Consider the following 21,962-nt stretch of genomic DNA (forward strand, 5'->3'; position numbering starts at 1 on the left):
GGGCGAATCCTATCCGCCGCGACATGCTGCAAGGTGCGGCCAGACGCGGCATTGAAAGCTCCTGCAGGATGGTTAGGTTCACGTCTCGGAGACCCATATGCCGCTTTCCACTATTGTCGATCCCAAAGCCGCGAAAGCCCCTGGCCCACGACCGGTCGGGCATCCGCCCGTCAAGACCGGCAAGATAGGGGTCATGCTGGTCAACCTTGGAACACCCGACGGCACCGAGTTCAGGCCGATGTGGCGTTATCTCAGGGAGTTCCTGTCTGATCCACGCGTTATCGAACTCAACAAGGCGATCTGGTATCCCATCCTCTATGGACTGGTGCTGACCACGCGACCGAAGAAGTCGGGGGCCAACTATGCCAGGATCTGGAACCGGGAGAAGAACGAGTCGCCCTTGCGCACCTATACCCGCGCACAAGGTGAAAAACTGGCCGAGGCGCTACGCGATCTGCCCAACGTGGTCGTCGACTGGGCGATGCGCTACGGCAACCCTTCGACGTCGAGCGTCGCCGAAAGGCTGGTCGCACAAGGCTGCGATCGCATCCTGAGTTTTCCACTCTATCCGCAATATTCGGCGACGACGACCGCCACCGCAAACGACCAGCTGTTTCGCGCCTTGATGAAGATGCGGGCGGCACCTGCCGTCCGCAGCGTGCCGCCCTATTATGATGAGCCAGTCTACATCGAGGCGCTGGCCAGTTCGATCGAACGGCATCTGGCGACCCTGGATTTCCAGCCCGAGGTGGTCATCGCCTCCTATCACGGCATTCCAAAACCCTATTTTGAGAAGGGCGATCCCTATCATTGCCATTGCCTGAAGACGACGCGGCTGCTGCGCGACAGGCTCGGCTGGGACGAAAGAAAACTGATCACCACCTTCCAATCACGCTTCGGGGCGCAAGAATGGCTGCAGCCCTACACCGACAAGACTGTGGAGAAACTGGCCAAGGACGGCGTCAAGTCGATCGCCATCGTCAATCCGGGGTTTTCAGTCGACTGCATCGAGACGCTGGATGAGATTGGCCGCGAAGCGGCCGAGACCTTCCACCATGCCGGCGGCAAGAACTTCGCCCACATACCATGCCTGAATGACAGCCCTGAAGGCATGGCGGTGATCGAAGCGATGGTACGGCGCGAGCTGTCAGGCTGGGCTTGATGCCGGAACAACACCAGCTCCGGAGCGTTGAGCAGCGCCTCCGGAGAACTCAATGCTCCGCAAACTTGACCTCAGCACTGGCCGGCCCGTGTGGTCTGCCTATCGGGCGCCCGCGGTACCGACTGGCAGTCTGACCCGGGACGTCAAGACCGATGTGCTTATCGTCGGCATGGGCATCAGCGGCGCCATGATGGCCGAGGCGCTGACAGCCGGCGCTCACGCCGTGATCTGCATCGACCGGCGTGGGCCGCTGAAAGGATCGACGGCGGCAACAACCGCGCTTGTGCAATTCGAGATCGACCAGCCGCTTTCAACGCTCTCGAGGATGATCGGCAAGGGCCAGGCACGGCAGGCCTGGCGACGCTCCCGGCTAGCCGTTTCCAACCTTGCCGCCCGCATCGCCGAACTCGGCATCAACTGCGGCATAGGCCGCACCCAATCGCTTTATCTGGCTGGCACCGTGCTCGGCCCATCGGAACTCCGGGACGAAGCCGAGGCGCGGCAGATGGCCGGCATCGGCGCGACCTATCTTACATCGGCGCCATTGGCGGGAGCATTCGGCATCGATCGGGGTGGCGCCATCCTGAGCCATGGCAACATCGCGCTCGACCCTCGCAAGCTGACGGCAGGGCTGCTGCTCAAGGCGCTGGAGCGCAAGGCACGTTTATACGCTCCCGTCGAAGCGACGGCGATCGAGGACAGCGCCGATGAGGTGGGGGTGGCAACCACGGACGGCCCCACCATCACGGCACGGCATGTTGTCCTGGCCACCGGTTACGAGCTGATCGACATCGTGCCGGCGGCCGCTCACCGGGTCATCTCGACATGGGCGATTGCGACATGTCCGCAACGGAAGCTCTGGCCGGGCGCGGCGTTCATCTGGGAGGCGTCGGATCCCTACCTCTATGTCAGGGCAACCGCCGATGGCCGGGTCATCTGCGGCGGCGAGGACGAGGAATTCCTTGACGAGACGCGGCGCGATAAGCTGATAGCCGACAAAAGCGCCCGCATTGCCGCAAAACTCGACCTGATGTTTCCGCACCTCGACACCCGGCCCGACTTTGCCTGGACCGGCTCCTTCGGCACCACGACCACTGGCCTCCCCTACATCGGCGCCATTCCCAGGCACCCGCGCATCCATGCCGTGATGGGTTATGGCGGCAACGGCATTACCTTCTCGCGCATCGCCGCCGAGATCATCTCTGCTTCGATCGGCGGGCTTGAAGACACGGATGCAAACCTGTTTGCCTTCAACCGCTGAGTGCATACCCACAAACAATCCCTCATCACCTGATTGTAACGTTCCTGAAACACACTTAAGTCTTTGGTGAAGCCGGTTGCGCGGGAATGGCTCGCGCGGCCTGCCCATGAGGGAGGGCCAAATGGATTTCAGTGGTTTCGATATTGCGGTCGTTGTTCTGGTGGCGCTTGTCGTACTGGTGCTGTTCAAGGGCATCAAGACAATCCCACAAGGATACAACTATACCGTCGAACGCTTTGGTCGTTACACCAAGACACTGAGCCCCGGCCTGAACCTCATCTTTCCGTTCGTCGATCGCATCGGCGCCAAGATGAATATGATGGAACAGGTGCTCGACGTTCCGAGCCAGGAGATCATCACCCGCGACAATGCCATTGTCGGTGTCGACGGCATCGCTTTCTACCAGATCCTCAATGCGGCACAGGCCGCCTATCAGGTTGCCGGCCTGCAGAACGCCATCCTCAACCTGACGATGACCAACATCCGTACCGTTATGGGTTCGATGGACCTCGATGAGCTGTTGTCGAACCGCGACGCCATCAACGAGCGCCTGCTGCGCGTCGTCGACGAGGCCGCGCATCCTTGGGGCATCAAGATCACCCGCGTCGAGATCAAGGATATCAACCCGCCCGCCAACCTGATCGAATCGATGGGCCGCCAGATGACCGCCGAGCGCAACAAGCGCGCGCAGATCCTGGCCGCCGAGGGCCTCAAGCAGTCGCAGATCCTCGAAGCGGAGGGCCGCAAGGAAGCCGCCTTCCGCGACGCCGAGGCGCGCGAACGCTCCGCCGAAGCGGAAGCCCGCGCCACCCAGGTTGTGTCGGAAGCGATCTCCAAGGGCGACGTCCAGGCACTGAACTACTTCGTCGCCCAGAAATACACCGAGGCGCTGGGCAAGATCGGCACCGCCACCAACAGCAAGATCGTGCTGATGCCTTTCGAGGCATCGTCGCTGATCGGCTCGCTCGGGGGTATCGGCGAAATCGCCAAGGAAGTCTTTCGCAGCGAAGGCACGACCGGCGCGCAAAGGCAGGCGGCACGTCCGCCTGTCGTCAGGCCCTCCGACAACTGAGATAGGCCACTCTCATGATCGACCGCATCGTTTCTGAACTCGGGCCGTGGAACTGGATGGTTCTGGGCTTCGTGCTGCTGGTGGTAGAGGTCATCGCACCGGGTTTCTTCATGCTTTGGATCGGCATCGCCGCTCTGATCGTCGGCGCGGTGTCGCTGCTGATCTGGGATGTCGCCATCTGGACATGGCAGGTCCAGGTGCTGCTATTCCTCGTGCTGTCGCTGGTTTCAGCCTTTGTCGGCAAGAAACTCATGGGCGGACACGACCAGCCAACCGATCAGCCGCTGCTCAATCGCCGTGGCGCCCAGATGGTCGGCAGGATGGCGACGCTCGCCGAACCGATCCGCGACGGCCGTGGCCGCATCAAGCTCGGCGACACGCTGTGGCGTGTCTCCGGCCCCGATCTGCCCGCCGGCACTCAGGTTCGTGTGACAAGCGCCGCGGACACGGATCTGGAACTGACGGTGGAGCGGGTCTGAATTCCAGCGAGTGCCAACGCGCTAAAGTATTGAGATTCAGGTCAGGCCAAGTCGTGAACGATGGGTTTCGGGTCGCTCTTGCGACGAGCAGGGCGGACATTAAGTCCGTGCGCTCCGGCCTACGCCGGAAGCGCAGGAAGCCTTCGCTCGCAGGCCGGCCTCACCTGAAAGATCAATATCTTAGGCGGCGCCGATGCGCAGCAGGTCGTGGAAATGCACCACGCCCAGCGGCATGTTGTTCCTGGTCACCACCAGCGCACCGACATTGTGCTCGTTGAGCAGCGCGATCGCAGTGCCTGCAAGCGTCTGCGGGTCGACCGTCTTGGGTGTGCGGGTCATCACCTCGTCGACGATGACGTCGGCCAGGTTGCGGTGCAGGTTGCGCGCGACATCGCCATCGGTGATGATCCCGGCCAACTCGCCATTGGCGTCGACGATCAGCACGCAGCCGACCTTCTTCTGCGACAGCGTCATCACCGCTTCCGGCATCTTGGTGCCGAGCGAAGCCAGCGGCATCTGCTCGCCGACCCGCATGATCTCGGAGACCATGGTCAGGTTGGCGCCGAGCTGGCCGCCGGGATGGAAGGTGCGGAAATGGTCCGGCGTGAAGCCGCGCGCCTCGAGCAGCGCGATCGCAAGTGCATCGCCGATGACCAGTTGCAGCAGCGTCGACGTCGTCGGCGCCAGGCCGTGCGGGCAGGCTTCCGGGGTGCGCGGCAAAAGCAGCACGACGTCGGCCGCGCGCGCCAGCGCCGAGGTTTCTCCGGAGGTGATGGCGATGAGTGGAATGGAGAAGCGCCTGGAATAGGCGACGATGCCCATCATCTCCTTGCTCTCGCCAGACCATGAGATCGCGATGATGGCGTCGTCCCTGGCGATCATGCCTAGATCGCCATGATTGGCCTCGACGGGATGGACGAAGAAGGCCGGCGTGCCGGTCGAGGCCAGCGTCGCGGCGATCTTCGAACCGATATGGCCGCTTTTGCCGACACCGGTGACGATGAGCCGGCCCTCGATCTTCGAGATCGTCTCGACGGCCTGGGCAAAGGGTGCCGCCAGTCCGTTCTCAAGCGCCTCGGCAAGGGCCGCGATTCCCGCCTGTTCGGTTGTTACCGTTCTCAGCGCCGATTCGATCGACGCTTGCCTGTCCAGAGGCTTCTTATCGAGAGATCTCGCATGCATGGGTGATGCGATTAGCGCTTTGCCGCCCGCCTGTCCAACAGAAATGGCCTCTGCATGACGGCCGGATGTGTGCGGTCGTTGGGGACGACGACAAGGATCAAAATAGAAGGCACGAGGCGGACCCGCATTGGCGCCCGCGGAAATCCGCGTTTGGAGCCAGTCCTGCGCGCGCCCTCAACCCTCCGTTAACCATCCCCATTTACGGTTCGGTAAGTATGGCGCGCGTGCGCCGCGCAAGCAGTGGTGGCGATGTCCGGGGTCCAGCCAGAAAAATTGAGAGGACGACAGGGCAAGGCGATCTGCGCCTTGCTGCTGGCGACCAGCATCCTTGCCTTGCTGCGTTCCACGCCACTCCATGCCCAGGAAACGGAACTGCGCGGAGAAGTGTCGGAATCGGCGATTCTGTCCGACCAGCAGCGCAAGGCGAGAAACCTGGTTCTTGCACAGCAAGCGGCGGCCAATGCGGCCGCGCAGGACAATGCGCCGGCGCGAACCTATCTGCCGGCCAGCGCCGGCGCCGTGCCTGACGACGCGGACGCCGCGAACTCGACCACCAGCGTCTTCGACCCGCCCCAGGCCGGCGACGATGCCTCCGCCGACGCGCCCACGCCCCCCAAGCCACGCCGCGCTTCGACCGCCAGGCAGAATGCGGCCGATAAGGCAAAGGACAAGGTCGCCGACAAAAAGAAGAAGAAAAAGAACACCATGGCGGCTACGGATCCAACCACCACCGCCACGACGGCCGCGACCGACGACACCGCCGATATCGCGGCGGATCAGGAAGCGGCCAATCGCCGTGCACTCACCATCGACAGTGTGGACAGGCAGAAACTCGACCCTGGCGCCGAGCGCACCGCTGCAATCGAGGGCCAGAACAAGAAAGCCGAGGACGATCCGTTCGCCGCCACCGGCGTCAAATGGGGCTCCTTCATCATCCGGCCGACCATCGAACAGGGGCTGACGGCGACGACGAACGGCGATTCGAGCAGTGCCGGCACATCCGCGCTGCTGTCCGAGACGGCGCTGCGCTTTACCGCCGCTTCCGACTGGCGTGAAAACGCCGCGACCATCGACGGCTACGGAATTTTCCGTGAAACCGTGTCGGGCTACCCGGTTCACGATGCGCAGGGGCGCATCGAAGGCCAGCTCAATGTCGACCTCGACAATGAATTGCGCGCCATCGCCAAGCTCGGCTACGAAGCCGTGCCGGAATCCGCGTCCTCGCCCGATGCCATCGCCGGCGTCAGCACCCAGCCGCTGCGGCAGACCATCGACGGCAGCATCGGCGTCGAGAAGACCGTCGGCAAGATGCAGTACACGTTGACCGGGGCGGTCTCGCACGATTTCTATGGTGACGCCAAGCTCTCGGACGGCACCTCGCTGTCGCAGAAAGATCAAGACAACACGCTCTACACTGCAACCTTGCGCACCGGCTACGAGATTTCGCCGGCGCTCACGCCCTTCACCGAGATCGAGGTCGGCCGCCGGGCCTACGACCAGCGCATCGACAATGAAGGCTTCGAGCGCTCCTCGACGCGGCTTGGCGCCCGCGCCGGCTTGCAACTCGACATGGGCGAGAAGCTGTCGGGCGAATTCTCGGCCGGTTGGCTCAGGGAGGCGATCGACGACAACAGCCTGGAAGCGATTTCGGGGGCCACCCTCAATGCCGACCTCAAATGGTCGCCGCAGCGCGGCACCACCATCGGCTTGACCGGCAAGACCACCGTCGAGACCACGACCACATCGGGCGAAAGCGGCGATATCCTCTATTCCGGACGCCTGACGGGCGAGCGCGTGATCCGATCCAATCTTACCGCGAATGCGGCCTTGGGCCTGGATTGGCGCGATTATGTCGGCATTGACGGCCATGACAGGATCTTGAGCGCCGAGGCCGGGCTGACCTGGTGGCTGAACCGCTATGCGGGCCTCACCAGCAGGGTAAGGACCGAAAAGCTGACCAGTAACCTGCCCGGCCGCGACTACACCGCCAACAGCATCTTCGTCGGCGTGAAGGTGCAGCGCTGAAGGCGTGTGCGCCAAGGTATGGCGAGAGTCAGGGTCGGGCCGAGTCGAGAATGGCTGATACCGAGAACCGCAGCGGAGCGTACTTTATGTACGTGAGCACAGTTCTACTGCGACGCAGTAGAACTGGGAAGCGTAGGAGCGGCCATTCGCAGGCCGGCATCACCTGAATATCAGGCATACCCTAGAAGGCTGCCCCGCGCCGTTCTGATGGCTTCATCTCGTCGAGCAGCGTGCGGATGACGCCGGCCATGCTCTGGTTCATGTCGTTGCGCCACAGCGCGAAAGCGACATTGGCCTCGACGAAACCTTCCGGCGAGCCGCAATCGAAGGTGCGGCCCTTATAATGGTAGCCGTAGAAGGCCTGCTGCTTCTCCAGCTTCAGCATCGCGTCGGTCAGCTGGATCTCGTTCCCGGCGCCCTTTTCCTGGCCTTCCAGAATCCTAAAGATCTCGGGCTGCAGGATGTAGCGGCCGTTGATGTAGAGGTTGGACGGCGCGGTGCCCGACTTCGGCTTCTCGACCATCTCGGTGATGCGGAAGCCGTGATGCGTGTCTTCGCCGCGCCCGACGATGCCGTATTTATGAGCCTCCGCCGGGTCGCATTCCTGCACCGCGATGATGTTGTTGCCGGTCTCCTCGTAGAGCTCGACCATCGCCTTCGTGCAGCTCTTTTCCGACTGCATGATCATGTCGGGCAACAACAGGGCGAACGGCTCATCGCCGACCAGTTCGCGCGCGCACCAGACGGCATGGCCAAGACCCATCGGCACCTGCTGGCGGGTGAAGCTGGTCTGCCCCGGTGCCGGCTGCAGCCGCTGCAGGCGGGCAAGCTGCTCGTCCTTGCCGCGTTGTGCCAGCGTATCATAGAGTTCGAACTGGATATCGAAATGGTCCTCGATGACCGCCTTGTTGCGGCCTGTGACGAAGATGAAATGCTCGATGCCCGCCTCGCGCGCCTCATCGACGACATACTGGATGACTGGCCTGTCGACGACGGTCAGCATCTCCTTGGGAACAGCCTTGGTGGCCGGGAGAAACCGCGTGCCGAGACCGGCGACCGGGAAAACTGCCTTGCGAACTCTCTTCATAGTTTAAATTATCCGTTTGCTGGCCAGCTCCGCAATCCCCGTCCCACGACATTTTCGCGCCGGAATTGAAGATTAGTGGGGCGGCTGAGGGAAACTCCCGCCGGTTAAAGCATCGAGGTGTCTTTTCGTTCCAGGCGACGCCTATGGTAAACTAATTCCTAACCCGGTTCGGCGAAGAATGGTCTTTCCTGGGACAGAGAAGGAGGAAAAAATGTCCGTTCGCAATGCCGCAAAACGTTTCGCCAGCGTCATGACGGCGGCCAGCCTGTCGCTCGCTTTGCTTGTCCCCACCGGGCCGGCCTTCGCCGACGCCGGTTTCCGGCAATGGGTCGCCGGCTTCCGCGCCACCGCCGTGGCGGGTGGCGTTTCCGGCGCCGTTTACGACCAGGCTTTCCGGGGCATCAACGAGCCCGATCCGGTGGTGCTGGAAAAGGCCCGCACCCAGCCCGAATTCACCGCGCCCGCCTGGGATTATTTCGACAACCGCGTCCATGACCAGTCCGTCGCCGTCGGGCAGCAGATGGCGAAGAAATGGAAGCCTTGGCTGGACAGGATCGAGGCGAGATTCGGCGTCGACCGCTACGTTCTCCTGGCCATCTGGTCGATGGAATCGAACTATGGCGAAATTCTCAAGCGCGACGACATCATGCGCAACGTCATCCGTTCGCTGGCGACTTTGGGTTATGGCGACGCGAAACGGTCGAAATACGCCCGCACCCAGCTGGTAGCGGCGCTGAAGATCCTGCAGACCGGCGATATCGACGAAAGCCACCTGATGGGCTCCTGGGCGGGCGCCATGGGCCAGACCCAGTTCATCCCGACCAGCTACCAGCACTATGCCGTCGACATGGACGGCAATGGCAAGCGCGACATCTGGAATTCCATTCCCGATGCGCTGGCGACATCAGCCAATTTGCTCAAGAAGAATGGCTGGCAGGCCGGCAAGACCTGGGGCTACGAGGTCGCGTTGCCGGCCGGCAAACTTCCCGCCGGGTCGAAGACCCTGGCGCAATGGCAGGCGCTCGGCGTGGGCCGCGCCAGCGGCAAGCCGTTCAAGAACCTCACCGACAAGGCAACGCTGAAAGTGCCGGACGGCCGTGGCGGGCCGGCCTTCCTGATGGTCAGGAATTTTTCGGTCATCAAGGCCTACAACAATGCCGACAAATACGCGCTCGCCGTCGGTCTGCTTGCCGATGAGATCGCGGGTGGCAGCGGCCTGGTCCAGGATTGGAACCGGCCTTTTACCAAGCTCAGCTTCGAGGAACGGCAGGAGTTGCAGAAGCGACTTTCCCAGCACGGCCTTTACGACGGCAAATTCGACGGCAAGATCGGCGACGGCTCGAAGACGGCCATCATGGCTTATCAGGCCAAGGTTGGCTTGACCCAGGATGGCTATCCGAGCTTGGAAGTGCTGAAATGGCTCAGGCAGAAATAGAGCCTGACGAAGTTGAGTAGGGAGGGAGCGATTGGTTTGGCCTACGCGCATCGGGACGTTCGTCCGTCGCATGCCGGTGCTGATCCTGGCCTTCGCCGTGCTCGCCATTGCCGTGGCCGGAGCTGTCCATGCCCCAGCCATGGCGCAGGAACAGCCGCAGCAAAGCCGGGGCTGGTCATTGCGCGACCTTCTGTTTCCGCGCCGCAGCGAGCGGGTCGAGCCGCCGCAGGACATCCAGAAGGCGAGACCTAAGCCGAAGAAGAAACCGCGTGCGCCTCGCCCACCAGAGGAGCCGGCAACGCCCGTGGTCGAAAAAGCGCCGGACGCCCGCACCGTCCTGGTGGTCGGCGACTTCATGGCGGCCGGCCTCGCCGAGGGTCTGGACGAAGCCTTCGCCGAGAATACCGGCGTCAGGATCGTGGTCCGCAGCAATGGCTCGTCAGGCTTCGTGCGCGATGATTTCTACAACTGGCCCGAACAGATCAAATCGCTGATCGACACCGAAAAACCCGCCGCGGTGGTCGTCATGCTCGGGTCGAACGACCGCCAGCAGATGAAGGTCGGCGACGTACGCGAACAGCCCCGCTCCGAAAACTGGACGAAGGAATACGAGCGCCGCACCGATGAGCTCGGCAAGGCAATCGCCACCGCCAAGGTGCCTTTCCTGTGGGTCGGCATGCCTGCCTTCCGGGTGCCGAAGATGACCTCCGACATGCTGGCCTTCAACGACATCTACCACAAGGCCGCCGAAAGCCACGGCGGCGAATTCGTCGATGTCTGGGACGGCTTCGTCGACGAGAACGGCGCCTTCGTCACCTCTGGCCCCGACATGAACGGTCAGCCGGTGCGACTGCGCGCCGATGACGGCATCAACGTGTCCAAAGCCGGCAAGCGCAAGCTCGCCTTCTACACCGAAAAGCCGCTGCTTAAGATCCTTGGACTGGCCGCGCCGGGAAGCGTGGCACCGACGACGGCGCCGGCGGGCGCACCGGTCGAGACCCCCGCTCCGGCGGCCGCGCCTATCGTCATCGATCGCACCCAACCCATGCTGCTCAGCGATCCCGCGCTCGACGGCGGCACAGAATTGCTCGGCGCCGCCCCACCGCCGAAGGCCAATCCGGCTCTTCCTGGCGAAAGGCTGGTGATCGAGGGCAAGGCGCCGGAGGCTTCCCCAGGCCGCGCCGACGACTTTTCCCGGCCGCCGAAGGCAAGTCCGGCGACAGCGGCAGCGTCCGACACCACCACGGCGATCAGCCCTTAACGCGGCAGGACGGTCGTCCCCATCAGCGCCTCGTCGATCGAGCGTGCCGCCTGGCGGCCTTCGCGGATCGCCCAGACGACCAGCGACTGGCCACGGCGTACGTCGCCCGCCGCGTAGAGCCGGTCGACGCTCGTCCTGTAATCGCGGTCATTGGCCTCGACATTCCTGGAACGGCGGCTGTCGGTGGTGATCTTCATCTCCCCCTCGAGTTCCGCCGCAACGCCCGCCATCGCCGGGCCAGCAAAGCCGATGGCGATGAAGGCGAGATCGGCGCGGATGACAAATTCGGTGCCGGCGATCGGCTTGCGCTTGTCGTCGACCTCGCAGCACTTCACGCCTGTAAGCTGGCCTTCCTCGCCGATGAATTCGAGCGTCGCCACCTGGAATTCGCGTTCGGCGCCCTCGGCCTGCGAGGACGAGGTGCGCATCTTGGTCGCCCAGTAGGGCCAGACGGAGAGCTTGTCTTCCTTCTCGGGCGGCTGCGGACGGATGTCGAGCTGGGTGACGCGCACCGCACCCTGGCGGAAGGCGGTGCCGACGCAGTCGGACGCGGTGTCGCCGCCGCCGACGACGACGACGTGCTGGCCACCGGCGATGATTGGATGCGACGGCCATGCCACCGACTGGATCGGTTCGCCGCCGACGCGGCGGTTCTGCTGCACCAGATAGGGCATCGCGTCATGCACGCCGCCGAGATCGTCGCCGGGAATGCCGGCAGCGCGCGGCGTTTCCGAACCACCGCAATAGAGCACGGCGTCATGTTCGGCGAGGAGTTCAGCCACCGGCTTGTCGATGCCAACATTGACGCCGCAATGGAAAGTGACGCCCTCGCCCTGCATCTGTTCGATGCGCCGGTCGATATAATGCTTCTCGATCTTGAAGTCGGGGATGCCGTAGCGCATCAGCCCGCCGGGGCGGCTCTCGCGCTCATAGACATGCACGTCGTGACCGGCGCGGCCAAGCTGCTGGGCGGCCGCCATGCCGGCTGGGCCGGAGCCGATGATGGCGACCCGCTTGCCGGTCTTCTTCTCCGGCGGATAGGGCCTGATGTGGCCGGTCTCGTAAGCCTTGTCCGCGATCGCCTGCTCCACCGTCTTGATGGCGACCGGAATGTCCTCGAGGTTCAGCGTGCAGGCTTCCTCGCAAGGCGCGGGGCAGATGCGGCCGGTGAACTCCGGGAAATTGTTGGTCGAGTGCAGGTTGCGGATCGCGTTGTCCCAGTCCCTGTTGTAGACGAGGTCGTTCCAGTCGGGGATCTGGTTGTGGATCGGACAGCCCGTTGGCCCATGGCAGAACGGAATGCCGCAATCCATGCAGCGCGCGGCCTGTTTCTCGACTTCCTTGTCTGACATCGGCAGCGTGAATTCGCGGAAATGCCGGATGCGGTCGGAGGCCGGCTGGTACTTGTGCACCTGCCGGTCGATTTCGAGAAAGCCTGTTACCTTGCCCATAGTCCAGTTCCTGCTGTCCAGATGGTGCGGTTTTCGCCGCACCCGTTAACCTCTTGAGGCAGCCGTGGCAACCTTGAGCCCGAGGTCAAACTGTCGATGAAGGGGCCGGGAAGCCTGGGCCCCCCGGCAATTCTCAAATCTATTCGGCCGCGACGCCCATGCGCATGCGTTCCATCTCGATCAGCGCGCGGCGGTATTCGACCGGCATGATCTTGCGGAATTTCGGCCGGAAAATAGCCCAGTCGTCGAGTATCTCGCGGCCGCGCACCGAACCCGTATAGTGCACGTGGTTCGAGATCAGCTGGTAAAGCCGTTCTTCGTCATGACTGGTCATGTCGCCAGACACGTCGACGCGGCCCTTGTGGTCGAGGTCGCCGCCATGGTGCAGCAGCTTTTCCATCAGATCGTCTTCTTCTGGGACCGGCTCCAGCTCGACCATGGCCATGTTGCAGCGCTCGGCGAAATCACCTGCTTCGTCCAGCACATAGGCGACACCGCCCGACATGCCGGCGGCAAAGTTGCGGCCGGTTTTGCCGATGACGACGACGACGCCGCCGGTCATGTATTCGCAGCCATGGTCGCCGACGCCCTCGACGACCGCGGCGACGCCCGAATTGCGCACCCCGAAGCGCTCGCCGGCGACGCCGGCGAAATAGGCCTCGCCCTCGGTCGCGCCATAGAGCACCGTATTGCCGACGATGATGGAGTCGGCCGCGACGATCCTTGCCTCTTCCGGTGGCCGGATGACGATGCGCCCGCCCGACAGGCCCTTGCCGACATAGTCATTGGCGGCGCCGACGAGCTCGAACGAGATGCCACGTGCCAGGAAGGCGGCGAAGGACTGGCCGGCCGTGCCGGTGAGTTTTACCTGGATCGTGTCCTCGCGCAGGCCCTTGTGCTTGAAGCGCTTGGCGACCTCGCCCGACAGCATGGCGCCCGTCGAACGGTCGACATTGCGGATGTCGACCTCGATCTTGACCGGTTGCTTGGCCTCCAGCGCGGGTTTGGCCAGTTCGATCAGCTTGCGGTCGAGCACATCGTCGATCGGATGCTTCTGCCGCTCGGTCCAGTGCACCGCTTCATGCGGCGCATCGGGCTTGTAGAACATCTTCGAGAAATCGAGCCCGCGCGCCTTCCAGTGCTGGATCACGTCACGCTTTTCCAGAAGGTCGGCGTCACCGATGATCTGGTCGATATGGGTGAAGCCCATTTCGGCGAGCAGCGCCCGAACCTCTTCCGCCACGTAGAAGAAGAAGTTGATGACGTGCTCGGGCGTACCCTTGAAGCGCTTGCGCAGCACCGGATCCTGCGTCGCGACGCCGACCGGGCAGGTGTTGAGATGGCATTTGCGCATCATGATGCAGCCGGCCGCGATCAAAGGCGCGGTCGAGAAGCCGAACTCGTCGGCGCCGAGTAGCGCGCCGATGATGACGTCGCGCCCGGTGCGCAGGCCGCCATCGACCTGCAGCGCCACGCGCGAGCGCAGGCCGTTCAGCACCAGCGTCTGGTGCGTTTCGGCAAGACCCATTTCCCACGGGCTGCCGGCATGCTTGAGCGAGGTCAGCGGCGACGCACCGGTGCCGCCATCATAGCCAGAGATGGTGATGTGGTCGGCGCGCGCCTTTGCAACGCCGGCCGCGACCGTGCCTACACCAACCTCCGACACCAGCTTGACCGAGACGTCGGCCGCCGGATTGACGTTCTTCAGATCGTAGATCAGCTGCGCCAGATCCTCGATTGAATAGATGTCGTGGTGCGGCGGCGGCGAGATCAGGCCGACGCCCGGCGTCGAATGCCGAACCTTGGCGATGGTTGCGTCGACCTTATGGCCGGGCAACTGGCCGCCCTCGCCGGGCTTGGCGCCCTGCGCCACCTTGATCTGCATCATGTCGGAGTTGACGAGATATTCCGCCGTCACGCCGAAACGCCCCGACGCGACCTGCTTGATCGCCGAACGTTCGGGGTTCTTGCCGCCACCTGGCAGCGGCAGATAGCGATCGGCCTCTTCGCCACCCTCGCCGGTGTTCGACTTGCCGCCGATCTGGTTCATGGCACGCGCCAGCGTGGTGTGCGCTTCCCTGGAAATCGAGCCGAACGACATCGCCCCGGTCGAGAAGCGCTTGACGATGTCGGCCGCCGGCATGACGTCGTCGAGTGCGACCTTCGTGCGGCCGGTCTCATCCGCCAGCTTGATCTTGAACAGGCCGCGTATGGTCTGGGCGCGGGCCGTCTCGCTGTCGATCTGCGCCGAATAGTCCTTGAACGTCTCCCACGATCCCTGGCGCACGGCGTGCTGCAAGGTGGCGACCGCGTCGGGCGACCACATATGCGCCTCGCCGCGCATGCGGAACAGGTATTCGCCACCGACCTCCAGGCTGTTGCGCAGCACCGGATCGCTGCCGAAACCGTCCGTGTGGCGGCTGACGGTTTCGCCCGCGACCTCATCCAGTCCGACGCCTTCGATCAGTGTCGCGGTGCCGGTGAAGTATTGCTGCACGAAATCGGTCTTCAGCCCGATGGCATCGAAGATCTGCGCGCCGCAATAGGACTGATAGGTCGAGATGCCCATTTTGGACATCACCTTGAGGATGCCCTTGCCGATCGACTTGATGTAGCGCGACACCACTTCGTAGGCGTCGACCTCCTCGGGCAGTTCGCCGCGCTTGTGCATGTCGAGCAACGTGTCGAAGGCGAGATAGGGATTGATCGCTTCCGCGCCGTAGCCTGCAAGGCAGCAGAAATGATGCACCTCGCGCGGCTCGCCCGATTCGACGACCAGGCCGACCGCGGTGCGCAGCCCCTTGCGGATCAGATGGTGGTGCACGGCGGCCGTGGCCAGCAACGCCGGAATGGCGATGCGGTCCGGTCCGAGCTGGCGATCGGACAGGATGATGATGTTGTAGCCGCCGGCGACTGCCGCCTCCGCCCGCTCGCACAGCCGGTCGATGGCCCCCTGCATGCCGGCAGCACCCTCGCTCGACCCATAGGTGATGTCGATCGTCTTGGTGTCGAAACGGTCCTCGGTATGGCCAATCGAGCGGATCTTCTCGAGATCGCCATTGGTCAGGATCGGCTGGCGCACTTCGAGCCGCTTGCGGCGCGAATTGCCGACCAGGTCGAAGATGTTCGGCCGCGGTCCGATGAACGACACCAGGCTCATCACCAGTTCCTCGCGGATCGGGTCGATCGGCGGGTTGGTGACCTGGGCAAAATTCTGCTTGAAGTAGGTGTAAAGCAGCTTCGACCTGTCCGACATCGCCGAGATCGGCGTGTCGGTGCCCATCGAGCCCACGGCTTCCTGGCCGGTGGTCGCCATCGGCGACATCAATAGCTTGGTGTCTTCCTGGGTGTAGCCGAACGCCTGCTGGCGATCGAGCAGGCTGACATCCTTGCGCAGCGCGCGCGGCTCGACCGGCTTTAAATCTTCCAGGATGAGCTGCGTATTGGCAAGCCAGGTCTTGTAGGGGTGTTTGGTGGCGATCTCCGACTTGATTTCCTCGTCGGGGACGATGCGGCCCTTGGCAAGGTCGATCAGAAGCATGCGGCCGGGCTGCAGCCGCCACTTCTGGACGATCTTCTCCTCCGGCACTGGCAGCACGCCGGCCTCGGAAGCCATGATGACGCGGTCGTCGTCAGTGACGATGTAGCGTGCCGGGCGCAAGCCGTTGCGGTCCAGCGTGGCGCCGATCTGGCGTCCGTCGGTAAAGGCGACCGCCGCCGGCCCGTCCCAAGGCTCCATCAACGCGGCGTGGTATTCGTAGAAGGCCTTGCGATCGGCATCCATGAGCTTGTTGCCGGCCCAGGCTTCCGGGATCAGCATCATCATGGCGTGGCTGAGGCTGTAGCCGCCCTGGAACAGAAACTCGAGCGCATTGTCGAAACAGGCGGTATCGGACTGGCCGTCATAGGAGATCGGCCAGAGCTTCGAGATGTTGTTGCCGAACAGTTCGGAATCGACCGACGCCTGGCGCGCCGCCATCCAGTTGTTGTTGCCGCGCACCGTGTTGATCTCGCCATTATGCGCGACCATGCGGTAGGGATGCGCCAGCTTCCACGACGGGAAGGTGTTGGTCGAGAAGCGCTGGTGGACGAGGATCAGCGCGGTCTCAAAACGCGGGTCCTTGAGGTCCTTGTAGTAGGCCCCGACCTGATAAGCCAGGAACATGCCCTTGTAGACGATGGTGCGCGCCGACAGCGACACACAGTAGGCGCCGATGTCCTTGTTGTCGTTCTCGGCGTAGATGCGGCCCGATATGACCTTGCGCAGCAGGTAGAGCCTGGCCTCGTATTCCTCGTCGTCGGTAATGTCGGCCGTGCGGCCGATGAAGACCTGGCGGTGGAACGGCTCGGACGCGACGATGTCAGGCGCCTTCGATAGCGACGAATTGTCGACCGGCACGTCACGGAAACCGAGCAGTGGCAGCCCCTCGGACTGCGCCGATTCGGCGATGATCTCTTCGATATGTGCACGAAGGGCAGCATCCTGCGGCATGAACCAGTGTCCGACGCCGTACTGGCCTACCGGTGGCAGTTCGATACCTTGGGCCGCCATCTCCTCACGGAAGAAAAGATCCGGAAGCTGTACCAGCACGCCGGCGCCATCGCCGACCAGCGGATCGGCGCCGACGGCGCCGCGATGCGTCAGGTTCTCGAGCACGGCAAGCCCGTCCTTGACGATCTGATGCGACTTCACGCCCTTCATGTTGACGATGAAGCCGACGCCGCAGGCGTCATGCTCGTTGCGCGGATCGTAGAGGCCCTGGGCGGTCAAGCCGCCGGCAGACGCGCGATTTTTGGTGGAGGTATTTTTGACGGCGGCCGCTTTCGTCTGCGCGGCCTGGCCGTTCGTCGCAGAGAGCGTCAATTCCGTCATTGTCCTGTCCTCCATTCCAGCCCTTCAGGCGCTGGTTTGCCTCGGCAAGCGCTTGGCTCACCCTGATCCTTGCGGCACGTCTTGCGAAATCCTTTTTCGAACCATGCGGCTTTTCGCATGCTTCGCATCTGGTATCGTACAGGCCAGCGTCCGGCCGTCCACCTGTCGCTCGCGGCAACAGCCGGAGAGGCCAATATGTTACGCCAATCCGGCCTGTTTTGTGCGACAAAATAAGACAGCACTACTGTCCTAAATTTTTATGGCAGAATTCCTAAACGCGCACAAGACCGATTCACAAAAAACTTGGAGCTTTGGCGACATAAAATTACGCGGAGTTGAGGAAAAACGTAAGCTTAAGTCGCCCACGCTTGCCGCCACGTTGGCTGGCTTTAACGGTTTTCCGGCGCCTGGCCCTTGCGGTCGGCGCGTTAAACCGGTCAACTCCGGCTGATTTCCCCAACACAGGCAGATGCATGTTCTTCGCTTCCGACAATTGGGCAGGCGCCCATCCCAATATCGTTGCCGGCCTGTCGGCCGCAGCCGGCGGCTTTGCCACCGCTTATGGTGACAGCGCCCTCGACGAGGCGGTTTATCGGCGCTTCAGTGAAATATTCGAACGCGAGGTCGCGGTGTTCTTCGTGGCAACCGGCACCGCCGCCAATTCGCTGTCGTTGACCGCTTTCAACAAGCCGGGCGGCATTTCCTTCGCTCACCGAGAATCGCATGTCATCGAGGATGAATGTGGCGCGCCGGAGTATTTTTCCGGCGGCTCGCGGCTGCACGCCGTCGACGGTCCGCTGGGCAAGATCGACCCGCCCAATCTGGACAGGGCGATCGGCCGTTTCGCAAGCGAGGTCGTCCATTGGGGCCGGCCGATGGCGGTCTCGATCACCCAGTCGACCGAGGTCGGCACCGTCTATGGTCTGGACGACATCGATGCGATCTCGGCCATAGCCAAACAGCATTCCGTGCCACTGCACATGGATGGCGCCCGCTTTGCCAATGCGCTGGCCGCGCTCGACACCACGCCGGCCGAAATGACCTGGAAACGCGGGGTCGATGTCCTGTCCTTCGGCGGTACCAAGAACGGTTGCTGGTGCGCGGAGGCGATCGTGCTGTTCGACCTCGACCGTGCCAAGGAATTGGCCTTCCTGCGCAAGCGTGCCGCACAGCTGCTTTCGAAGTCGCGTTTCGTCGCTGCGCAGTTCGAAGCCTATTTCAAGGACGGGCTTTGGCTCGACACCGCCAGGCATGCCAATGCCATGGCCGCGCGCCTGGCGGCGGCGATCGAGGATTCGGCCACGGCAAAGCTCGCTTGGCTGCCGCAGGCTAATGAGGTGTTCGCGGTGATCAAGAAAACCGAAGCCGACAGGCTGCAGGCTGCAGGCGCGGCCTTCTATGACTGGCACAGGCCGCATGGTTTTGACGGCCATATCGGCGAGGACGAACTGCTCTATCGCTTCGTCACCAGCTTTGCCACGACGACTGAGGAAGTCGACCGCTTTGGCCAGCTGATCGCCGGATAACAGTCAATCTTCGGACAAAGAAGCGGGGCCGCGCGGCGCCGCTTCCGTCTCGGGAGGAGACTTTAGATTTTATGCGGTCGTCAGGCTGCCGTCTTGGCCTCGATCTGCTTGGCCTTGGCCGGAGCCGAGGTGATCGCGATCTTGCGCGGCTTCAGCTCTTCGGGAATGTTGCGCTTGAGGTCGACGAAGAGCAGGCCGTTCTTCAGCGCGGCGCCGACGACTTCAACATGATCGGCAAGCTGGAAGCGGCGCTCGAAGGCCCTGGAGGCAATGCCGCGATAGAGCAGTTCGGAACCCTCGCCGGTGCCCTCGTCCTTGCGCTCGCCCTTCACGGTCAGCACGTTACGGTGAGCTTCGATCGAGATTTCCTCGTCCGAGAAGCCGGCGACGGCCATCGAAATCCGGTAGGAATCCTCGCCGGTGCGCTCGATGTTATAGGGCGGGTAGGTCTGCGCGCCGTCGGGCTGCGCAAGCGAATCCAACATGGTGAAGAGACGGTCGAAGCCGACGGTCGAACGGTAAAGCGGGGAAAAATCAACGTGGCGCATGAGGTGTTCTCCTGTTGAGCAACATGGTTTGCGTATGGTCGGTGCGAAACCCGCGAGCGGCGTTTCGGGAGGACCAGCGGCCCCGATTGGCGACCGCAACCCACATCTGGGGAGCGCTCGAAAGCATTTCAAGTTTCGTTTGACGGCAAAAAAGAACGAGGCAGCCAACCTTTGATGAACGGCAGATGAACCGGTGCTTCGGCGCCCGTTCAGACAGCCAGCGCTAAAGTAGCTTTCAAGATCAAGGATTGGCGGCGCCGGATCTGCGAAGGTGCCGCAACGAGGCCGAACCGGGTGTTAACGTCCCTTCCTCCCGGATCGACAGGGGCCGGAAGCGCGCTCAAAGCCGCTTCCGGCCTTACCCGTCGCAGTCCTCCATAACCCGGATTTGCTTTGCTTTTGATGTGTTGGCGTCTATCACCGTGACGAGGCCAGCCGCGACCGGCTGGCGCGCAAGGACGCCGAGTACAAAGCGCCGAATGACGGATCTTTTCCACGACACTCCGCTCTTCCACGAAACCGAGGGCAATCCGCGACCGGAAAACGCCACGGGCGGCTTTTTCACCACGCGCGACGGCAAGAAAATACGTTATGGCCTGTTCGCGGCGGTGGCGCGGCCGATGCGGGGCACCGTGGTGCTGCTCGGCGGCCGCAACGAGTGCATTGAGAAATATTTCGAGACCATCCGTGACCTCGCCGCGCGCGGCTTTGGTGTCGCCATCCTAGACTGGCGCGGCCAGGGCGGTTCGGACAGGCTGATCCGCGATCGCCAGCGTGGCTATGTCAGGTCGTTCCGCGACTATACGGCTGACCTGGAGCAGTTCTTCGAAGAGATCGTGCTGCCGGACTGCCGCGGACCGTACTATATCCTCGCCCATTCGGCCGGCGCTGTGATCGCGCTGCTTGCCGCGCCGTCGATGGTAAACCGCGTGCGGCGCATGGTGCTGATCGCGCCGTTCCTGACATTGCCCGACCTGCCGGTCTCGATAGGGACGGTGCGCCGGATCTGTTCGGTTTTCTGCGCCCTGGGGCTCGGCTGGCTCTATGCCGCCTGGGGTCCAAGGCCGAGACATACGCTGCCATTCGAAGCCAACAAGGTGACCTCGGATCCGCAACGCTATCGCCGTAACACGCGTATCTATGAAGAATATCCGCAAATGGCGCTCGGCGGCCCGACGATCCGCTGGCTGCAGGCGGCGGCGAAGGCGTCGGCAGCCGTCAGCGACCCCGACTTCATGGCCCGCATTCAGGTGCCGCTACTGATCATCGCCGCAGGCGCCGACCAGGTCGTCTCGACCAGGGCGGTGGAGGCATATGCGAGAAATCTGAGGCTGGGGTCGCTGTTGATGATCGACGGCGCCAAGCACGAAATCCTGCAGGAAGCCGATCTCTACCGCGAACAATTCCTCGCTGCCTTCGACGCCTTCGTCCCCGGCTCAGACGACCCGACAGCCTGACAGGCCCGCGGCTCCTCCAAGGCCGGCATAGCTGGCCCCCGTCAGGAAGGAAGACGCTGGCGGCGTTCAAGCAGGTCTACGGAGTACGCCGGCGGAATTCCAGTGATCTCAGCCGCGCAGGGCAGCCATGGCGGCGGCATGAAGCTCCGGTGTCGCGGCCGCTAGAACGTCGCCGCCATTCTCCGCCGGCCCGCCGTCGAAAGTGGTGACGACCCCGCCTGCCTTCTCGATGATCGGGATCAGCGCCACGATGTCGTAGGGCTTCAATCCAGGATCGGCGACGATGTCGACGCTCCCCGAGGCGATCATGGCGAAGGCATAGCAATCGGCGCCATAACGGGCGAGCTGGATTTGCCGCTCGAACGCGTCATAGCGCGTGCGTGCCTCGCCTTTGAACAGGGCCGGCGTTGTGGTGAACAACGTGGCCTCGGCCAGCTTCGTCGTCTTGCGGGTCGTCAGCTTGCGGGCCCCTCCCGGCCCCTCATAATGAGATCCGGAGGCGTTGGCGTAGAACAGCTCGCCGGTGAAGGGCTGCGCCATCATGCCGGCGACCGCGTCACCATCGACCGTCAGCCCGACCAGCGTCCCCCACACCGGCAGGCCGGAGATGAAGGCGCGCGTGCCATCGATCGGATCGATCACCCAGACATGCCGGCTGGAGATGTTCTCGCTGCCGTGCTCTTCGCCCAGGATGCCGTGGTCGGGATACTCGGCCGATATCAGCGCCCGGATGGCGCGCTCGGCCTCGCGATCGGCCTCCGTGACCGGATCGAAACTGCCTTTTTCCTTGTTGGCGACCGCGCCCTGGGCGCGAAAGCGCGGCAAGGTCTCCGCCGCCGCCGCTTGCGCGATACGGCGCATGAAATCGATGCTGATGTCCAACTGATTCTCCCGCTTTGCAGCGCGCCCGAGCCGGGGCTTGCCGCGACTTCCCCGCCAAGACAAGCTTGTCTATCGATTTATCCGCCGCGACAATTGTTGCCGGAATGTCACTCCAACGTCATCGAAACGCAATTTCCACATCACTCTGAATTAAAAAAGCCTAAACGTCGCTTGACATTTGTGCGCTGCACAATACCCTCAATCTCGGACAGGGTTTCCTGTCCATGCCCTCCTTGGGCGTTTCCTCCCTAGACTTCGACC

15 protein-coding genes are annotated in these 21,962 nt (G+C 63.1%); 9 read left to right on the top strand and 6 right to left on the bottom strand.

What is annotated here, in order from left to right; all coding sequences use genetic code 11:
* Nucleotides 1–97: 97 nt before the first annotated feature.
* The 4 genes from hemH (at nt 98) to LB516_RS22045 (ending at nt 3,974) form a co-directional block, all read left to right on the top strand.
* Nucleotides 98–1,162: a ferrochelatase gene (gene hemH / locus LB516_RS22030; protein ID WP_140661787.1), complete on the top strand. Its 1,065-nt coding sequence runs from the start codon at nt 98–100 to the stop codon at nt 1,160–1,162.
* A gap of 52 nt (nt 1,163–1,214) precedes the next feature.
* Entirely contained in the window at nt 1,215–2,423 is a 1,209-nt protein-coding gene (locus LB516_RS22035; RefSeq protein WP_224720361.1) for an NAD(P)/FAD-dependent oxidoreductase, read from the top strand.
* A gap of 121 nt (nt 2,424–2,544) precedes the next feature.
* Entirely contained in the window at nt 2,545–3,495 is a 951-nt protein-coding gene (locus LB516_RS22040) for an SPFH domain-containing protein (protein WP_015315843.1), read from the top strand.
* Between the two features lie 14 nt (nt 3,496–3,509).
* Nucleotides 3,510–3,974, top strand: a complete 465-nt coding sequence (locus tag LB516_RS22045) for an NfeD family protein (protein WP_015315842.1) — start codon at nt 3,510–3,512, stop codon at nt 3,972–3,974.
* Nucleotides 3,975–4,154: 180 nt separating this feature from the next.
* Here LB516_RS22045 and LB516_RS22050 read toward each other — a convergent pair whose 3' ends face one another.
* The gene (locus LB516_RS22050) at nt 4,155–5,156 is read right to left on the bottom strand and encodes an SIS domain-containing protein (RefSeq protein WP_140619376.1); all 1,002 of its coding nucleotides are present in this window, start codon (nt 5,154–5,156) and stop codon (nt 4,155–4,157) included.
* Between the two features lie 249 nt (nt 5,157–5,405).
* On the opposite strand from LB516_RS22050, the gene LB516_RS22055 reads away from it, so the two are divergent.
* Nucleotides 5,406–7,181 carry an outer membrane beta-barrel protein gene (locus LB516_RS22055; RefSeq protein ID WP_181172900.1) on the top strand — a complete coding sequence of 592 codons (1,776 nt, stop codon included), beginning with the start codon at nt 5,406–5,408 and terminating at the stop codon, nt 7,179–7,181.
* 181 nt (nt 7,182–7,362) lie between these two features.
* On the opposite strand, the gene galU is transcribed toward LB516_RS22055, so the two are convergent.
* Nucleotides 7,363–8,268 carry a UTP--glucose-1-phosphate uridylyltransferase GalU gene (gene galU / locus LB516_RS22060; RefSeq protein WP_015315839.1) on the bottom strand — a complete coding sequence of 302 codons (906 nt, stop codon included), beginning with the start codon at nt 8,266–8,268 and terminating at the stop codon, nt 7,363–7,365.
* A gap of 211 nt (nt 8,269–8,479) precedes the next feature.
* Here galU and LB516_RS22065 point away from each other — a divergent pair, with 211 nt between their 5' ends.
* Together LB516_RS22065 and LB516_RS22070 are read left to right on the top strand one after the other, a co-directional pair.
* Nucleotides 8,480–9,703, top strand: coding sequence for a lytic murein transglycosylase (locus LB516_RS22065; protein ID WP_015315838.1), 1,224 nt, complete (start codon nt 8,480–8,482; stop codon nt 9,701–9,703).
* A gap of 70 nt (nt 9,704–9,773) precedes the next feature.
* Nucleotides 9,774–10,964 (top strand): DUF459 domain-containing protein, encoded by a 1,191-nt coding sequence (locus LB516_RS22070; RefSeq protein WP_083882972.1) that lies wholly within the window; start codon nt 9,774–9,776, stop codon nt 10,962–10,964.
* On the opposite strand, the gene LB516_RS22075 is transcribed toward LB516_RS22070, so the two are convergent.
* Nucleotides 10,961–12,415, bottom strand: coding sequence for a glutamate synthase subunit beta (locus LB516_RS22075; protein WP_015315836.1), 1,455 nt, complete (start codon nt 12,413–12,415; stop codon nt 10,961–10,963). The genes LB516_RS22070 and LB516_RS22075 overlap by 4 nt on opposite strands.
* Before the next feature lie 139 nt (nt 12,416–12,554).
* Nucleotides 12,555–17,288 (bottom strand): glutamate synthase large subunit, encoded by a 4,734-nt coding sequence (gltB, locus tag LB516_RS22080; protein ID WP_224720362.1) that lies wholly within the window; start codon nt 17,286–17,288, stop codon nt 12,555–12,557.
* Nucleotides 17,289–17,761: 473 nt separating this feature from the next.
* Here gltB and LB516_RS22085 point away from each other — a divergent pair, with 473 nt between their 5' ends.
* On the top strand, nt 17,762–18,814 hold the full coding sequence (locus tag LB516_RS22085; protein ID WP_224720363.1) for a threonine aldolase family protein: 1,053 nt from the start codon (nt 17,762–17,764) through the stop codon (nt 18,812–18,814).
* Between the two features lie 80 nt (nt 18,815–18,894).
* Here LB516_RS22085 and LB516_RS22090 read toward each other — a convergent pair whose 3' ends face one another.
* Entirely contained in the window at nt 18,895–19,362 is a 468-nt protein-coding gene (locus LB516_RS22090) for an Hsp20 family protein (RefSeq protein ID WP_013893124.1), read from the bottom strand.
* A 479-nt stretch (nt 19,363–19,841) separates the two neighbouring features.
* On the opposite strand from LB516_RS22090, the gene LB516_RS22095 reads away from it, so the two are divergent.
* Nucleotides 19,842–20,819, top strand: a complete 978-nt coding sequence (locus LB516_RS22095) for an alpha/beta fold hydrolase (protein ID WP_224720364.1) — start codon at nt 19,842–19,844, stop codon at nt 20,817–20,819.
* Nucleotides 20,820–20,927: 108 nt separating this feature from the next.
* Here LB516_RS22095 and hisN read toward each other — a convergent pair whose 3' ends face one another.
* Entirely contained in the window at nt 20,928–21,701 is a 774-nt protein-coding gene (gene hisN, locus LB516_RS22100) for a histidinol-phosphatase (RefSeq protein ID WP_224720365.1), read from the bottom strand.
* Nucleotides 21,702–21,962 lie beyond the last annotated feature (261 nt).

The organism is Mesorhizobium sp. CO1-1-7, assembly GCF_020164885.1.
In the GTDB taxonomy this organism is placed as follows: domain Bacteria; phylum Pseudomonadota; class Alphaproteobacteria; order Rhizobiales; family Rhizobiaceae; genus Mesorhizobium; species Mesorhizobium australicum.

Coding starts and splice junctions, on each gene's coding strand:
- hemH (WP_140661787.1), top strand. CDS start 98: ATGCCGCTTTCCACTATTGTCGATCCCAAAGCCGCGAAAGCCCCTGGC.
- LB516_RS22035 (WP_224720361.1), top strand. CDS start 1,215: ATGCTCCGCAAACTTGACCTCAGCACTGGCCGGCCCGTGTGGTCTGCC.
- LB516_RS22040 (WP_015315843.1), top strand. CDS start 2,545: ATGGATTTCAGTGGTTTCGATATTGCGGTCGTTGTTCTGGTGGCGCTT.
- LB516_RS22045 (WP_015315842.1), top strand. CDS start 3,510: ATGATCGACCGCATCGTTTCTGAACTCGGGCCGTGGAACTGGATGGTT.
- LB516_RS22050 (WP_140619376.1), bottom strand. CDS start 5,156: ATGCATGCGAGATCTCTCGATAAGAAGCCTCTGGACAGGCAAGCGTCG.
- LB516_RS22055 (WP_181172900.1), top strand. CDS start 5,406: ATGTCCGGGGTCCAGCCAGAAAAATTGAGAGGACGACAGGGCAAGGCG.
- galU (WP_015315839.1), bottom strand. CDS start 8,268: ATGAAGAGAGTTCGCAAGGCAGTTTTCCCGGTCGCCGGTCTCGGCACG.
- LB516_RS22065 (WP_015315838.1), top strand. CDS start 8,480: ATGTCCGTTCGCAATGCCGCAAAACGTTTCGCCAGCGTCATGACGGCG.
- LB516_RS22070 (WP_083882972.1), top strand. CDS start 9,774: ATGCCGGTGCTGATCCTGGCCTTCGCCGTGCTCGCCATTGCCGTGGCC.
- LB516_RS22075 (WP_015315836.1), bottom strand. CDS start 12,415: ATGGGCAAGGTAACAGGCTTTCTCGAAATCGACCGGCAGGTGCACAAG.
- gltB (WP_224720362.1), bottom strand. CDS start 17,288: ATGACGGAATTGACGCTCTCTGCGACGAACGGCCAGGCCGCGCAGACG.
- LB516_RS22085 (WP_224720363.1), top strand. CDS start 17,762: ATGTTCTTCGCTTCCGACAATTGGGCAGGCGCCCATCCCAATATCGTT.
- LB516_RS22090 (WP_013893124.1), bottom strand. CDS start 19,362: ATGCGCCACGTTGATTTTTCCCCGCTTTACCGTTCGACCGTCGGCTTC.
- LB516_RS22095 (WP_224720364.1), top strand. CDS start 19,842: ATGACGGATCTTTTCCACGACACTCCGCTCTTCCACGAAACCGAGGGC.